Origin of the sequence: Sphingomonas elodea ATCC 31461, assembly GCF_000226955.1 — a bacterium.
Lineage (GTDB): Bacteria > Pseudomonadota > Alphaproteobacteria > Sphingomonadales > Sphingomonadaceae > Sphingomonas > Sphingomonas elodea.
This window is the reverse complement of the sequence record NZ_AGFU01000002.1, coordinates 87718-102430: the sequence shown is the minus strand read 5'-3', so window position 1 is coordinate 102430 and position 14713 is coordinate 87718. Positions and strand designations below refer to the sequence as shown.

Genomic DNA, 14713 nt, shown 5'->3' with positions numbered 1-14713 from the left:
GCAATGGGGGTCTTCGCGGAGCCAAACGCCGTCCGCCTCTGGACCCGGCCGCCAAGCGGCGTAGAGGAGGAGCATGGCACTCATCCTCGGACTTGAATCGAGCTGCGACGAAACCGCGGCGGCCCTGGTGGAAAGCGACGGCACCATCCGCGCGCACAAGCTGGCGCGGCAGGAAGAGGCGCACCGGCCCTATGGCGGTGTCGTCCCCGAAATCGCCGCGCGCGCGCATGTCGAGATGCTGGGGCCGCTGGTCGAGGCGGCGCTGGAAGAAGCGGGCGTGACGCTCGACCAGGTCGATGCGATCGCCGCCACCGCCGGGCCGGGGCTGATCGGCGGGGTGATGGTGGGCCTCGTCACCGGCAAGGCGCTGGCGCTCGCCGCGAACAAGCCGCTGGTGGCGGTGAATCATCTGGAGGGCCATGCCCTCTCGCCGCGCCTGGGCGACCAGAGCCTGGAATTTCCCTATCTGCTGCTGCTCGTCTCGGGCGGGCATTGTCAGCTGCTGCTGGTGGAAGGCGTCAGCCGCTATCGCCGGCTCGCCACCACGATCGACGATGCCGCGGGCGAGGCGTTCGACAAGACCGCCAAGCTGCTCGGCCTCGGCTTCCCCGGCGGCCCGGCGGTGGAGCAGGCGGCGATGCGCGGCAATCCCAGGGCGGTGCCCCTGCCCCGCCCGCTGGTCGGATCGGGCGAGCCGCATTTCTCGTTCGCGGGCCTCAAGAGCGCCGTCGCCCGTGCCGTGAACGACTATAGCGCGGAAGATCTCGCCGCCTCGTTCCAGCAGGCGGTGGTCGATTGCCTGGTCGATCGCACCCGGCGCGCGCTGACGAGCGTGACCGTGCAGCCGAGCGCGCTGGTCGTCGCCGGCGGTGTCGCCGCGAACAAGGCGGTGCGCGGCGCGCTGGAAACGCTCGCGGCGGAACACGCCCTCCGCTTCGTCGCGCCGCCGCTCTGGCTGTGCACCGACAATGCGGCGATGATCGCCTGGGCCGGGGCCGAGCGCTTCGCCCAGGGGCTTACCGATCCGCTCGACACCCCGGCGCGGGCGCGCTGGCCGCTCGATCCCGATGCGGAGAAGGTACGCGGCGCAGGAGTGAAGGCATGAAGATCGGGGTGATCGGCGGCGGCGCCTGGGGAACAGCGCTTGCGCAGGTGGCGGCACGCGGCACCGAGCCGGTGCTGCTCTGGGCGCGCGAGCCGGAGGTGGTGGCGAGCGTCAATGCCGACCACGAGAACCGCCAGTTCCTCGCCGGCGTGCCGCTCTCCCCCAGTATCCACGCGACCGGCAGCCTCGGCGACCTCGGCGGCTGCGACGCGCTGCTGGTGGTGGCGCCGGCACAACATGTCCGCGCGGTGCTGGCGGAAACGGCGGTGGGGACCACGCCGCTGGTGCTGTGCGCCAAGGGCATCGAGGCGGGGACGCGGCTGCTGGTCGGCGAGGTGGCGCGCAGCGTCGCCCCCAGGGCGCCGATCGCGGTGCTGTCCGGCCCCACCTTCGCGCATGAGGTGGCAGCGGGGAAGCCGACCGCGGTGACGCTCGCCTGCGAGGATGCCGCGCTGCGCACCCGACTGGTGGAGCGGCTCGGCGCCCCAGCCTTCCGCCCCTATGCCTCGGCCGATGTGATCGGCGCGGAGATAGGCGGGGCGGTGAAGAACGTGCTCGCCATCGCCTGCGGGGTGGTGGAGGGCGCCGGCCTTGGCCTCAACGCGCGCGCGGCACTGATTGCGCGCGGCTTTGCGGAAATGACCCGATTCGGTCTGGCGCGCGGCGCCCAGGCGGAGACGCTGACCGGGCTTTCGGGATTGGGCGACCTCGTCCTCACCTGCTCCTCCACCAATTCACGCAATTTCTCGCTGGGCGTCGGGCTGGGACAAGGGCGCAGCGCCGCCGAGCTGCTCTCGGACCGCAAGACCGTGGCCGAAGGCGCCTTCACCGCGCCGGTGCTGCGGGAAGCGGCAGCGGAGGCAGGTGTGGAAATGCCGGTTGCGCTGGCAGTCAACGCGCTGCTCGAAGGCGCACCGGTGGCCGAGGTGATCGACGCACTGCTGAGCCGGCCGCTCCGGGCGGAAGCGGTTTGAGCCGTACTTAGCCCCTCCCCTTCAGGGGAGGGGTTGGGGTGGGGCAGTGTCTCGCAGAGACCAACAACCGGTCTGGAATCCCTCCACCCCCAAACCCCACCTCCAAGGAGGAGGGGCTTAAGGACGGAAGCTACAGCAGCCCCAGCCCCGCCAGCTCGCCCATCAGCGCCGGCGGCAGTTCGTCCGCTCCCCCGTCCAGATCGCCCAGATCCGGCGGCGCGTCCTTGGCTTCCAGATAGCGCCATCCCTGGTGCGCGCGCTTGGGTCGTGCCTGGACCAGCACCAGCTTGGGCTCCAGCAGGATCGCGGTGCGGCCGCCATCGGCCTCGCCGAAGCCAAGGATCGGCGAGCGGCCGACCAGCTGGTGTTTGAGGATCCAGAACAGCGATCCGCCGTCGATCTCCTCGTGGCGTTTCGGCAGATAGCGCGTGGTCAGCGCGACGCCGCCCAGCGCCGCACGCGCCTCCAGACGTTCGCGCAGGAAGTCGACGCTGTCGCACGCAAAGGCGACCTTGGTGAGATGGAGTGGCACGCGGCTGATTTGGGCAATCCCACGGCCCCGATCAAGTCAGCCGCCCAGCCCCACCAGCGTCGCGAGACCGAGGAACGAAAAGAATCCCATCACGTCGGTCATCATCGTCACGAACACCGCCGATGCCACCGCGGGGTCCACCCGCAGCCGATCGAGCGTCACCGGGATCAGCACCCCTGCGAGGCCGGCAATCAGGTTGTTGATCACCATCGCCGCGGCGATCACCGCCGCCAGCCAGGGAATGCCATAGACCAGCATCGTCCCTGCCCCGATCGCCAGCCCCAGCGTCGCGCCGTTGGCGGCGGCAATGCGCAGCTCGCGCAGGATCATGCGGAGCGTGTTCGATTCGGTCAGCTGGTTGGTCGCGATCGCGCGCACCACCACCGCCAGCGTCTGGGTGCCGGCATTGCCGCCCATGCCCGAGACGATCGGCATCAGCACCGCGAGCAGCGCGAACTTGGCGATCTCGCCCTGGAACAGCCCGACGACCGAGGCGGCGAGCATCGCCGTACCGAGATTGACGAACAGCCAGGTCAGCCGGGTCTTCACCGTCAGCAGTACGGGCTCGTTGATGTCGCCCTCGCCCGCGCCGGACAGGCGGAGAATGTCCTCGCCGGCTTCCTGCGAGATGATGTGGACGATGTCGTCCACCGTGATCATGCCGACCAGCCGGCCGCTCAGATCGACCACGGCGGCCGAGATCAGCGCGTATTTCTGGAAGCGCAGCGCCACTTCCTCCTGGTCCATGTCGATCGGGATCAGCGTCTGCTCGCGCTTCATCACGTCGCTGATCGTGATCCCGCGCGGGGTGCGCAGGATCCAGGAAAGTTCGCAGGTGCCGATCGGCTTGTGCGAGGGATCGACGACGAAGATTTCCCAGAAATCGGTGGTCAGTTCGTCATTGCCGCGCAGATAGTCGAGCACGTCGCCCACGGTCCAGTGCTCGGGCACCGCGATCAGCTCGCGCTGCATCAGGCGGCCGGCGGATTCCTCCGGGAAGGACAGCGCTTCCTCGATCGCGGCGCGGTCGTCGGGGTCGAGCGCGCGAAGCACCTCGCGCTGGTCCTCGACGTCCATGTCCTCGATGATCGCGACCGCGTCGTCGGTGTCGAGCTCGGCGGCGATATCGGCCACCTGATGCGGCTCAAGCGCGTCGACCAGCGCTTCGCGCACCCAGTCGTTCATCTCGGCGAGGACATCGCCGTCGATCAGGTCGGAAATGGCGGTGACGACGTCGGCGCGCTGCTCGGCCGGCACCAGCTCGATCAGGTCGGCGATGTCGGCGGGATGGAGCGGCGCGACCAGCGCGTGTGCGGCCTCGGGATCGCCCTGATCGACCGCCTCGAGCACCGCGCTGACGAATTCGGGCTTGAGCCGATCGTCCTCGTCCAGCTGGCTCTCGGGTGCGGTCGCCTCTTCCTGCAGTTCGGTCTCGCTCACCGTCCGACCTCCCGTGCTGCGGCCCTCGTGTGGGGCGCGCTGCCACCGCACGCCCGGATTTGCAAGTCGGCAGCGCTCCGCCTAGGGCTTGGTCCCGGATTTATAGAAGAGGTGCCCCATGGCCGAACCCACCACGCTCGTTCTCACGCTCGATACCGGCGATGTCCGCATCCGCCTCCGCCCGGACCTCGCGCCGAACCATGTCGCGCGCATCGCCGGCCTCGCCGACGAAGGCTTTTACGACGGCGTGATCTTCCACCGCGTGATCGACGGCTTCATGGCGCAGGGCGGCGATCCCTCGGGGACCGGCATGGGCGGCTCGGACAAGCCGGACCTCGCGCAGGAATTCTCGAAGGAGCGCCATGCCCGCGGCGTCTGCTCGATGGCCCGCACGATGAACCCGAACAGCGCCAATTCGCAGTTCTTCATCTGCCTCGACGACGCCAGCTTCCTCGACGGCCAGTACACCGTCTGGGGCGAAGTCGTCGACGGCATGGAGCATGTCGACGCGCTGCCGAAGGGCGAGCCGCCCGCGACTCCGGGCAAGATCGTCAAGGCCCGCACCGAGGCGTGATGCGTGTATCCCCTCCCGCTTCGCTGAGGTGGGAGGGGCTGTTGCGGCGGTGGGGCGACGAAACCTGCGGCGGGATGGCACCGCCATCCTCACCACCCACCGTCATCCCGGCGAAGGCAGGGATCCATTGGCGCTGAAGCCGCGGTTCCTGTCCCCAGCGGCGTGGCAAATGAATTCCCGCCTTGGCGGGAATGACCATTGGGTCTGGAGAGGGTGCGGCCTCCTCCCCGCTTCACCGGATGGTAAGCACGCCGGCCGTAAAGGTTCGCGCTCCATCCGTATACCGCGCAGTGTTGCAAATCATTCGCAATCTCATTAAACCCTAAAAGGGTGGATTTCGCGCGCGCGCTGTGCTTTAGCCCCGCGCGATCCATTTCCCCGTTCCCTTGAAAAGGCGGACTGCTCCCATGAACATCCACGAATATCAGGCCAAGGAACTGCTCGCGAAGTTTGGCGTGCCCGTGCCCGCCGGCTTTGCCGCGATGAGCGTCGAAGAGGCCGTCGAAGCCTCGAAGAAGCTGCCTGGGCCGCTCTATGTCGTGAAGGCGCAGATCCATGCCGGCGGCCGCGGCAAGGGCAAGTTCAAGGAACTGCCGGCCGAAGCCAAGGGCGGCGTCCGCCTCGCCAAGACCGAGGACGAGGTCCGCCACGCCGCGACCGAGATGCTCGGCAACACGCTGGTGACGATCCAGACCGGCGCCGCCGGCAAGCAGGTCAACCGCCTGTATGTCACCGACGGCGTCGACATCGCCAAGGAATTCTACCTCGCGCTGCTGGTCGATCGCGCCACCGGCCGAGTCGCCTTCGTCGTCTCGACCGAAGGCGGCATGGACATCGAAACCGTCGCGCACGACACGCCGGAAAAGATCCACACCTTCGACGTCGATCCCGCGACCGGCTTCATGCCGCACCATGGCCGCGCCGTCGCCAATGCGCTCGGCCTCGAGGGCGATCTCGCCAAGCAGGCGCAGAGCCTGGCCGGCAAGGTGTATGACGCCTTCCTCGGCACCGACGCCTCGCAGATCGAGATCAACCCGCTCGCCGTCACCGACGACAACAAGCTGCTGGTGCTCGACGCCAAGGTCGGTTTCGACTCGAACTCGCTGTTCCGCCACAAGGACCTGCTCGAGCTGCGCGACGAGACCGAAGAGGATCCGATGGAGCTCGAGGCGTCGAAGTATGACCTCGCCTATATCAAGCTCGACGGCGACATCGGCTGCATGGTCAACGGCGCCGGCCTGGCGATGGCCACGATGGACATCATCAAGCTGAACGGCATGTTCCCGGCCAACTTCCTCGACGTCGGCGGCGGCGCGAACAAGGAGAAGGTCACCGCGGCGTTCAAGATCATCCTGAGCGATCCCGCCGTGAAGGGCATCCTGGTCAACATCTTCGGCGGCATCATGCGCTGCGACATCATCGCGGAAGGCATCGTTGCGGCTGCCAAAGAAGTGAACCTCGCGGTGCCGCTGGTCGTCCGCCTCGAAGGCACCAACGTCCAGCAGGGCAAGGACATCCTGGCCAATTCCGGCCTGCCGATCGTCGCCGCCAACGACCTGGGCGATGCCGCCCAGAAGATCGTGGCGGAGGTGAAGAAGGTCGCGTGAGCGACACGGCCGCCCCGACGGATTCGTCGGTCGAGGGCGGCTGCCATCGGGGTACGCTGGCGGCGCAGATCATTCCTCCCCGGAACGGGGAGGGGGACCGCGCTGCGCAGCAGCGTGGTGGAGGGGCCGCCGCGCTAGCGGCGGTGTCCCTGCGATCTCCACCCTTTCCGCGCCTGTCGGCGCGACCCCTCCCCCACCGCCTTCGGCGGCTGTCCCCCTCCCCGTACCGGGGAGGAATTGCAGGCTTGACCGTTCCCGCGCCCGCTACTGGCATTTCGGTCAGCTATCCAAAATTTCCACCCCCGGAATCCTTCGGCACGCTGATCCATGCGTACGCCGAATCGCTTGCGAGCGGTTGACGTTCGCGTAAACGTAACCCACTTGTTCAGGGGATAGCCCTGGCAGACAGGAAGGATGCGATGAAGGTCTTGGTACCGGTCAAGCGCGTGCTTGATTACAACGTGAAGCCCCGCGTCAAAGCGGACGGGACGGGCGTCGATCTGGCGAACGTCAAGATGAGCATGAACCCCTTCGACGAGATCGCGATCGAGGAAGCGGTCCGGCTCAAGGAAAAGGGCGCGGCGACCGAGATCGTCGTCGTCACCATCGGGGTCGCCAAGGCGGAAACCGATGTGCTGCTCACCGCGCGCGCCATGGGCGCCGATCGCGGCATCCTGATCCAGACCGACGAGACGGTGGAGCCGCTGGCGGTGGCCAAGCTGCTCGCCAAGGTGGCGGAAGAGGAGCAGCCCGGCCTGATCATCCTCGGCAAGCAGGCGATCGACGACGATTCGAACCAGACCGGCCAAATGCTGGCGGCGCTGCTCGGCTGGGCGCAGGGCACCTTCGCCTCGAAGGTCGAGATCGCCGGGGACCGCGTGCATGTGACGCGCGAGATCGACGGCGGGCTGGAGACCGTTGACCTCAAGCTGCCGGCGATCGTCACCACCGATCTCCGCCTCAACGAGCCGCGCTATGCGACGCTGCCGAACATCATGAAGGCGAAGACCAAGCCGGTCGCGAAGAAGACCGTGGCGGAGTACGGCGTCGACATCACCCCGCGCCTCACGACGCTGAAGGTGGTCGAGCCGGCCAAGCGCCAGGCCGGCATCAAGGTGGGCTCGGTCGACGAGCTGGTCGAGAAGCTCAAGGGCATGGGAGTCGCGTGATGAAGACGCTGGTTTGGGTCGAACACGACAATCAGAGCGTCAAGGACGCGACGCTCTCCACCTTCACCGCCGCTGCGAAGCTGGGTGAGGTGCATCTGCTGGTCGCCGGCAAGGGCGTTTCGGGCGTGGCGGAGGCCGCAGCGCAGATCGCCGGCGTCGGCAAGGTCCATGTCGCCGACGACGCGGCGTACGCGCATTTCCTCGCCGAGAATGTCGCGCCGCTGATCGTCCAGCTGATGGGCGATCATGACGCGGTGCTGTTCCCGGCGACCACCACGGGCAAGAACGTTGCGCCGCGCGTCGCCGCCGCGCTCGACGTGATGCAGATCTCGGACATCCTCTCGGTCGAGGGTGCGGACACCTTCACCCGGCCGATCTATGCCGGCAACGCGATCGCCACCGTGCAGACCAGCGACAAGAAGCTGGTCCTCACCGTGCGCGGCACCGCGTTCGACAAGGCGGCGGCGACCGGCGGCAGCGGCACGGTGGAAGCCGTCGCAGTTGCGGGCGACACGGGTCTCTCGACCTTCGTCGGCGCCGAGATCGCCGCCTCGGAGCGTCCGGAGCTGACCAGCGCCAAGGTGATCGTCTCGGGCGGCCGCGCGCTCGGCTCGCAGGAGCAGTTCCACGCGCTGATCGATCCGCTGGCCGACAAGCTCGGCGCCGCGGTCGGCGCCAGCCGCGCGGCGGTCGATGCGGGCTATGCGCCGAACGACTATCAGGTCGGCCAGACCGGCAAGATCGTGGCGCCGCAGGTCTATGTCGCGGTCGGCATTTCGGGTGCGATCCAGCACCTCGCCGGCATGAAGGATTCGAAGACGATCGTCGCGATCAACAAGGACGAGGACGCCCCCATCTTCCAGGTGGCGGACATCGGCCTGGTCGGCGACCTGTTCACCGTCGTCCCGGAGCTGACGGAAAAGCTCTGAGCCCCGCGTGACGCTCGATCTCGAACGCGATGGGGCGGCGCACCTTGCCGGTGCGGCCGCCCCTTTTCTTGACCGCCTGCGCGCGCTGGTCGCGGCGCTGCCGGCGGACAAGGCCGGGCTGCGGCTGCACGGAGTGGAGGGGCTGGCCGAGTTGCTGGCGGCCGACGCGCTTGGGGCTGCGCCCGCCGAGCGGCTGGGCCCCGCCGCCCGGCCGGTGCGTGCCATATTGTTCGACAAGAGCGCCGCGACCAACTGGGCGCTCGGCTGGCACCAGGACCGCACCATTGCCGTGCGGGAGCGGGTGGACGTGCCCGGCTATGGCCCCTGGTCGACCAAGCAGGGGCTGCGCCATGTCGAGCCGCCCTTCGCGCTGTTCGAGGCGATGGTCACGCTGCGCATCCACCTCGATGCGGTGCCGGCGGACAATGCACCGCTGCTGATCGCCCCCGGCTCGCACCGGCTGGGGCGCGTGCCGGAAGCCGGGATCGCCGCTGCCGTCGCGCGCTGCGGGACGGCTGCATGTCTGGCGGATGCGGGCGATATCTGGATGTACAGCACCCCCATCCTGCATGCCTCGGCGGCGAGCGACGCGAAGGGGCATCGCCGCGTGCTGCAGGTCGATTTTACCGGCGCCGTGCTGCCGGCGGGTCTGGAATGGCTGGGCCTCTGAAAGGAAAGGCCCGCCGGCAAGGAGGGTCGCCGGCGGGCCAGGCCTCGCCCAATGGGGATAGCGCGAGGCCTATCGACGGCGTCAGGGCATGAGGACGCTGTCGATCACGTGAATCACGCCGTTGGACTGGTTGACGTCGGCGATCGTGATCTTCGCCTTGCCGCCCTTGGCATCCTGGATCATCCAGCCGCCCTTGGGGCCCTTCATGATGGTGATCGGCTCCCCCTGCACGGTGGTGAGCGTCGCCTTGCCGCCATGCGCCTTGGCATTGGCTGCGATCTGCGCCGCGCTCAGCTTGCCGGCGACGACGTGATAGGTGAGGATCTTGGTGAGCGTCGCCTTGTTCTCCGGCTTCACCAGCGTGTCGACGGTGCCGGCGGGCAGCTTGGCAAAGGCGGCGTTGGTCGGCGCGAAGACGGTAAACGGCCCCGTGCCCGAGAGCGTGTCGACCAGCCCGGCGGCCTTCACGGCGGCAACCAGCGTGGTATGATCCTTCGAATGCACCGCGTTCTCGACGATGTTCTTCGTCGGATACATGGCGGCACCGCCGACCATCGGAAACTTCTGCACGGCGGCAACCGCGCCGGTGGCGAGCAGCGCGGCACCGACGATTCCGGTAACCGAGGCGAGACGGGACTTGCGCATCTTCTAGCTTCCTCTTGCTACGCACCCCTCTTGCGGAGACGCGACGGAGCTACGGGGCGAAAGGTGCCCCGGATGCGGCCGGCCTTAAAGAATCGTGATTTTTCCTGCCGCGACCGGCGGCCCGCTGGGGCCCGCATGGGGTGCGGTGGCCGCATCCTCCATCGTGACCGCGAGCGTGGCGCCTTCCGCCATCAGGGCGCGGTTGGCCGGGGCCACCGCCATGTCCCGCCCGCCGCGAACGGCGACCAGCCCCAGCGACACGGGCTTGCCGCCCGCAGGAATCACCCACAGTTCGGGCGCGCGACGGCTGGCCGGCATGCTGTCGGTCCGGACATGGAGCATCCCCTGCCCCGCATCATAGCGCGCGACGAAGGCTGCCCCCTCGGTACCGGTAATCTGCGCGATCGCCACCGGCTGCGGCGCGGTCACGCCCGGCTCCGGCGGCAGCACCACCGGGATCGGCACCGGCCGCAACAGCAGAATCGCGAGCAGCACCGCCGCCGCCGCGCTGGCGGCGATCGCGGTTGCGCGCCAGCGCCGCAGCGTCACCACGACGCCGGGATCGCCCGCCGGCAGACGCGCGTCGATCCGCTGCCACAACCCGGTGGGTGCGGGCACGTCGACTGCGCCGAGCGCGAGCGGCCCGAGGTCGAGCGCCCAGCGCTCGACTTCGGCCGCAAAGCCAGGGTCCGCCAATTGGCGGCGACGGGCAGCGGCCAGTTCGGCGCCGTCGAGCAGCCCCAATGCCAGCTCGGCCGCCAGCGCGATGTCCTCTTCGTCGGGACAGAGCGGCTCAGCCATCGCCGAGGCACCCCCGCAATTGCAGCAGCCCGCGCCGGATCCAGCTCTTCATCGTGCCCAGCGGGACCGCCGCGTCGGCGGCAAGTTCGGGATAGGTGCGCCCCTGGAAGAAGGCGGCGCGGATCGCCCCGCGCGGCTTTTCCTCGAGCGCCTCGAGGCACTCGAAGATCCGCGCCCGCGTCTCGCCCGCCTCCAGCAGGGCATCCGCCGAGGGACGGCCATCGGGCAGCTCGAACGCCGCCTCGACCGGCGCGGTCTCGCCCAGCCCGCGGGCGCGGCGCCAGTCGATCGCGGTATTGCGGGCGATCGTGCACAGCCAGGTGATAGGGCTCGCGCGCGACGCATCGAAGCGCCCTGCCCGGTCCCACACCTTCAGATACACGTCCTGCATCACATCCTCTGCGGCCTCGCGGTCCTGGCAGATACGGAGACAGACGCCCATCAGCTTCGCCGCTGTCAGATCATAGACGGTTTTCAGCGCCCTGCGGTCCCCGCCCGCCACGGCCGAAAGCGCCTGGACGAGCCGTTCGCGCGCGCGGTCGCCGACGATGGGGAGCGGAGAAGACACGCCGCGCAGGTGTAACGGCAAATCCGGCCGGGGCAAGCCGGCGGGCAGCCGCTGGACGAAGGGGTAGCGCGCCCGCTAGGCCGGAGCCGACGCTGCGGACGAGGGGAGCAAGGCGGTGACGACGAACTGGGTACGATCGATGGCGCTGCCGGCGGTAGCGGTGGGGCTGGCGGTGCTGTGCCTGCGCGTCTTCCTGCCCTTTCTCGACGAGATCCTGTGGAGCATCGTCGGCACCTTGCTTTTCCTGCCGGTCAAGCGCTGGTATCTTCGCCGCCATCCGGGGCAGGAAAATCGCGCGGCGTTGATCGCCCTCGCCGCGATGTCGGTCACGCTGATGCTGCCGATGGCGCTGCTGATCGTGGTCGCGATCGACCAGGTGACCGCGCTGACGCAGAGCCTGACGAGCGGTCGCTTCAACCCCGCCGCATCGCTGGAAACCACCGTCGCACACCTGCCCGAAAGCATCCGCGGCCTGCTCGCGCGCGCCGGGCTGGGTGATTTCGAAACGATCCAGTCGAAGCTGGTGGCGGCCCTGGGCCGCGGCATCCCCGGTTTCGCGAACCAGGCGCTGGCGCTGGGCGGCGGGGTGCTGAACCTGCTGCTGTCGCTCACCGTGATCCTCTATCTCGGCTTCTTCTTCCTGCGCGACGGCGAGAAGATCGCCCGGCGCTTCGCCGTGCTGGCGCCGATCGATGCGGGATATCAGGCGCTGATCGGGTCCACCTTCGTCACCGTCGTGCGCGCGACGGTGAAAGGCGGCATCCTCGTCGCGCTGGCGCAGGGCGCGGTCGGCGCGGTCGTGCTGGCGCTGCTCGGCGTGCAGAGCTGGCTGCTGCTCGGCATCGTCATGGCGGTCGCCGCGCTGCTGCCGGCGGTCGGAACGGGTCTCGTCTGGGTGCCGGTGTCGCTCTACCTGTTCGCCACCGGCCAGGCGGTCCAGGGCGTCATCCTCGTCCTGTGCGGCCTGTTCGTGATCGGCATGGTCGACAACATCCTGCGGCCGATGCTGATCGGCTCGGAGACGAAGATGCCCGATTTCATCGTGCTGCTCTCCACCCTCGGCGGTGTCGAGGCGTTCGGGTTCGACGGGCTGCTGATCGGCCCGCTCGTCGCCGCGCTGGGACAGGCGGTGTTCACCCGGATCCTGGACCGGCCCAAGCAGGCGGAACCCGCAATTCCCTGATGGCGCTTGCAGGCGGCACAGTGGCGGTTGCAACCAAGCGATGTTGACGCTGCACTGCAGCAAACCCATTTGCGCTGCGTGCACGCCCCCCTCCCCCGTTCCGCCGCCCGCTCGCCCGGGCTGGTCCATTTCGCGCTCGCCATGGGCGGGTTCGCGATCGGTACCACCGAATTCGCGACGATGAGCCTCGTCCCCTATTTCTCCAGGGGGCTCGGCATCGACGAACCCACCGCCGGCCATGTGATCAGCGCCTATGCGCTGGGCGTGGTGGTGGGTGCCCCGCTGCTGGCGGTGGCGGCGGCGAAATGGTCGCGGCGCACGCTGCTGATCGCGCTGATGGCAAGTTTCGCGCTGTTCAATGCGCTGAGCGCGCTGGCCCCCACCTATCACTGGATGCTGCTGTTCCGGTTCCTCAGCGGCCTGCCCCACGGCGCCTATTTCGGCATCGCGGCGCTCGTGGCGGCGTCGCTGGTGCCCACCGGCCAGCGCTCGCAGGCGGTCGGCCGCGTGATGCTGGGTCTCGCGGTCTCCACCGTGCTGGGCGTGCCGGCGGCCAACTGGCTGGGCCAGGCGGTCGGCTGGCGCTGGGGCTTTGCGGTGGTCGCGGCGCTGGCGCTGCTCACGGTGGCGCTGGTCGTCTGGCTGGCCCCCAGGGACAAGCCCGAGCAGGGCGCCAGTCCCCTGCGCGAGCTCAGCGCGCTGGCGAACGGCCAGGTGTGGCTGACGCTGGGCGTCAGCGCGATCGGCTTTGGCGGGCTTTTCTGCGTCTATACCTATGTCGCCTCGACGCTGATGCACGTCACCGGCACCCCGCCCTGGGCGGTGCCGCTGGTGCTGGCGATCTTCGGCATGGGAATGATCGCGGGCAACATCGTGGTGCCCCGCTTCGCCGATCGCGCGCTGATGCCGACCGGGGCGGCGCTGCTGATCGCCAGCGCCGCCGCGCTCGCGCTCTATCCGCTGGCGGCGCATTCGCTGCTTTGGGTTTCGATCGACGTGTTCGCGATCGGCTTTGCCGGCGCGCTGGGCCCGGTATTGCAGACCCGGCTGATGGACGTGGCGGGCGACGCGCAGGCGCTGGCCGCCGCGCTCAACCACTCGGCGTTCAACACCGCCAACGCGCTCGGCCCCTGGCTGGGCGGCCTGGCGATCGCCGCCGGTTACGGCTGGACGTCGACCGGCTGGGTCGGCGCGCTGCTGGCGCTGGGCGGCTTGGCGATCCTGGGGCTGGCCGTGCTGGCGGACCGCAGGACCGCGTAACCCGCCACCGCCGACACGATCGAACCGACCAGCACGCCGATCTTCACCTCGTCGACCAGCAGTTCGTTGCCGGGAAAGGCGAGGCCGCCGATGAACAGGCTCATCGTGAAGCCGATGCCGGCGAGCAGCGAGACGCCGTAGATCTGCCGCCAGCCGGCATTGCCCGGCCGCTTGGCGATGCCGGTCTTCACCGCCAGCCAGATGCTGCCGAAGATGCCGAGCTGCTTGCCGAGGAACAGGCCCGCGGCGATACCCAGTGGCAGCGGCTCCAGCAGGATCGACGGCGACAGCCCCTCGAACGACACCCCGGCATTGGCGAAGCCGAACAGCGGCACGATCAGGAACGCCGACCAGGGGTGCAGCGCATGCTCCAGCTTGTGGAGCGGCGAATCCACCGCATCGGGCGCGGCCGGCGACTTTACCAGCGGGATGGTCATCGCCGCGGCCACGCCCGCGATGGTGGCATGCACACCGGACTGGAACACCAGCGCCCACAGCACCACCGCCAACGCGAGATAGACGGCGAGGTTGCGCACCCCCAGCCGGTTGCAGGCGATCATCGCGCCCAGCACCACGCCCGCGCCGCCCAGCGCCAGCAGGTCGATATGCGCGGTGTACGCGACCGCGATGATCGCCACCGCACCCATGTCGTCGACGATCGCCACCGTCGTCAGGAACAGCTTGAGCGCGGCCGGCGCGCGGCTGCCCAGGATGGCCAGCACACCGATCGCGAAGGCGATGTCGGTGGCGGCGGGGATCGCCCAGCCCGCGGCCACGCCCGGCGTGCGCCCGGCGATCAGCAGGTAGATCAGCGCCGGCACCGCCATGCCGGCGGCGGCGGCGATCACCGGCAGGCGGCGGCGTTCCCAGCTCGCCAGCCGGCCGTCGACGAACTCGCGCTTGATCTCCAGCCCGACGAGCAGGAAGAACACCGCCATCAGCCCGTCGTTGATCCACAGATGCACGGTCATCGGCCCGTATATCGGGGCGATCACCGGCCCGGTTTCCCGATGCAGCGTGTGGAAATAGGTCTCGGAGACGCCGGGCAGGTTCGCCGCGAGCATCGCCAGCGCCGCGGCGGCGATCAGGGCGATTCCCCCCGCCGCCTCGCCATGGAGGAAGGCGCGCGTCGCCGAACGGATATTCCGGATCCTGCGTCGCATGGTCTTCTCCCTCATTGGCATCGAGAACGCGATTCCACGTTCTCCATCTACGTCATCCCGGCGAAAGCCGGGATCCATTGCCCTCTACGACTC

15 protein-coding genes are annotated in these 14713 nt (G+C 69.0%); 9 read left to right on the top strand and 6 right to left on the bottom strand.

Going from position 1 to position 14713, the window contains the following annotated elements:
* Positions 1-73 precede the first annotated feature (73 nt).
* Both tsaD and KK7_RS0100880 read left to right on the top strand, forming a co-directional pair.
* The gene (tsaD, locus tag KK7_RS0100885) at positions 74-1105 is read left to right on the top strand and encodes a tRNA (adenosine(37)-N6)-threonylcarbamoyltransferase complex transferase subunit TsaD (protein WP_010542761.1); all 1032 of its coding nucleotides are present in this window, start codon (positions 74-76) and stop codon (positions 1103-1105) included.
* Entirely contained in the window at positions 1102-2079 is a 978-nt protein-coding gene (locus KK7_RS0100880) for an NAD(P)H-dependent glycerol-3-phosphate dehydrogenase (RefSeq protein WP_010542760.1), read from the top strand. Before tsaD ends, KK7_RS0100880 begins: the two co-directional genes overlap by 4 nt.
* 130 nt (positions 2080-2209) lie before the next feature.
* Here the strand turns inward: KK7_RS0100880 and KK7_RS0100875 are convergent, their stop codons facing one another.
* A complete protein-coding gene (locus KK7_RS0100875; RefSeq protein WP_010542759.1) occupies positions 2210-2611 on the bottom strand; it encodes a DUF1489 family protein in 402 nt (133 codons plus the stop codon).
* Between the two features lie 36 nt (positions 2612-2647).
* A complete protein-coding gene (gene mgtE / locus KK7_RS0100870) occupies positions 2648-4051 on the bottom strand; it encodes a magnesium transporter (RefSeq protein ID WP_010542758.1) in 1404 nt (467 codons plus the stop codon).
* Positions 4052-4169: 118 nt separating this feature from the next.
* Here mgtE and KK7_RS0100865 point away from each other — a divergent pair, with 118 nt between their 5' ends.
* The 5 genes from KK7_RS0100865 (at position 4170) to KK7_RS0100845 (ending at position 9000) form a co-directional block, all read left to right on the top strand.
* Complete coding sequence (locus KK7_RS0100865; protein ID WP_010542757.1) at positions 4170-4625, top strand: peptidylprolyl isomerase; 456 nt, start codon at positions 4170-4172, stop codon at positions 4623-4625.
* 407 nt (positions 4626-5032) lie between these two features.
* A complete protein-coding gene (gene sucC, locus KK7_RS0100860) occupies positions 5033-6232 on the top strand; it encodes an ADP-forming succinate--CoA ligase subunit beta (protein ID WP_010542756.1) in 1200 nt (399 codons plus the stop codon).
* Between the two features lie 419 nt (positions 6233-6651).
* Positions 6652-7401 carry an electron transfer flavoprotein subunit beta/FixA family protein gene (locus KK7_RS0100855; protein ID WP_010542755.1) on the top strand — a complete coding sequence of 250 codons (750 nt, stop codon included), beginning with the start codon at positions 6652-6654 and terminating at the stop codon, positions 7399-7401.
* The gene (locus tag KK7_RS0100850; protein WP_010542754.1) at positions 7401-8330 is read left to right on the top strand and encodes an electron transfer flavoprotein subunit alpha/FixB family protein; all 930 of its coding nucleotides are present in this window, start codon (positions 7401-7403) and stop codon (positions 8328-8330) included. Before KK7_RS0100855 ends, KK7_RS0100850 begins: the two co-directional genes overlap by 1 nt.
* Positions 8331-8337: 7 nt before the next feature.
* Positions 8338-9000 (top strand): phytanoyl-CoA dioxygenase family protein, encoded by a 663-nt coding sequence (locus tag KK7_RS0100845; RefSeq protein ID WP_010542753.1) that lies wholly within the window; start codon positions 8338-8340, stop codon positions 8998-9000.
* An 81-nt stretch (positions 9001-9081) separates the two neighbouring features.
* Here the strand turns inward: KK7_RS0100845 and KK7_RS0100840 are convergent, their stop codons facing one another.
* The 3 genes from KK7_RS0100840 to KK7_RS0100830 all read right to left on the bottom strand — a co-directional run bounded on the left by KK7_RS0100840 (position 9082) and on the right by KK7_RS0100830 (position 11014).
* Positions 9082-9645 (bottom strand): fasciclin domain-containing protein, encoded by a 564-nt coding sequence (locus tag KK7_RS0100840; protein ID WP_010542752.1) that lies wholly within the window; start codon positions 9643-9645, stop codon positions 9082-9084.
* An 84-nt stretch (positions 9646-9729) separates the two neighbouring features.
* Complete coding sequence (locus tag KK7_RS0100835; protein WP_010542751.1) at positions 9730-10446, bottom strand: anti-sigma factor; 717 nt, start codon at positions 10444-10446, stop codon at positions 9730-9732.
* On the bottom strand, positions 10439-11014 hold the full coding sequence (locus KK7_RS0100830; RefSeq protein WP_010542750.1) for a sigma-70 family RNA polymerase sigma factor: 576 nt from the start codon (positions 11012-11014) through the stop codon (positions 10439-10441). Before KK7_RS0100830 ends, KK7_RS0100835 begins: the two co-directional genes overlap by 8 nt.
* Positions 11015-11129: 115 nt before the next feature.
* Here KK7_RS0100830 and KK7_RS0100825 point away from each other — a divergent pair, with 115 nt between their 5' ends.
* Positions 11130-12197 (top strand): AI-2E family transporter, encoded by a 1068-nt coding sequence (locus KK7_RS0100825; protein ID WP_237709105.1) that lies wholly within the window; start codon positions 11130-11132, stop codon positions 12195-12197.
* Between the two features lie 141 nt (positions 12198-12338).
* Positions 12339-13457 carry an MFS transporter gene (locus KK7_RS0100820; protein WP_051121185.1) on the top strand — a complete coding sequence of 373 codons (1119 nt, stop codon included), beginning with the start codon at positions 12339-12341 and terminating at the stop codon, positions 13455-13457.
* Here KK7_RS0100820 and nhaA read toward each other — a convergent pair.
* Positions 13358-14620: a Na+/H+ antiporter NhaA gene (gene nhaA, locus KK7_RS19840; protein ID WP_010542747.1), complete on the bottom strand. Its 1263-nt coding sequence runs from the start codon at positions 14618-14620 to the stop codon at positions 13358-13360. The two genes, KK7_RS0100820 and nhaA, sit on opposite strands and share 100 nt — an antisense overlap.
* Positions 14621-14713: the final 93 nt, after the last annotated feature.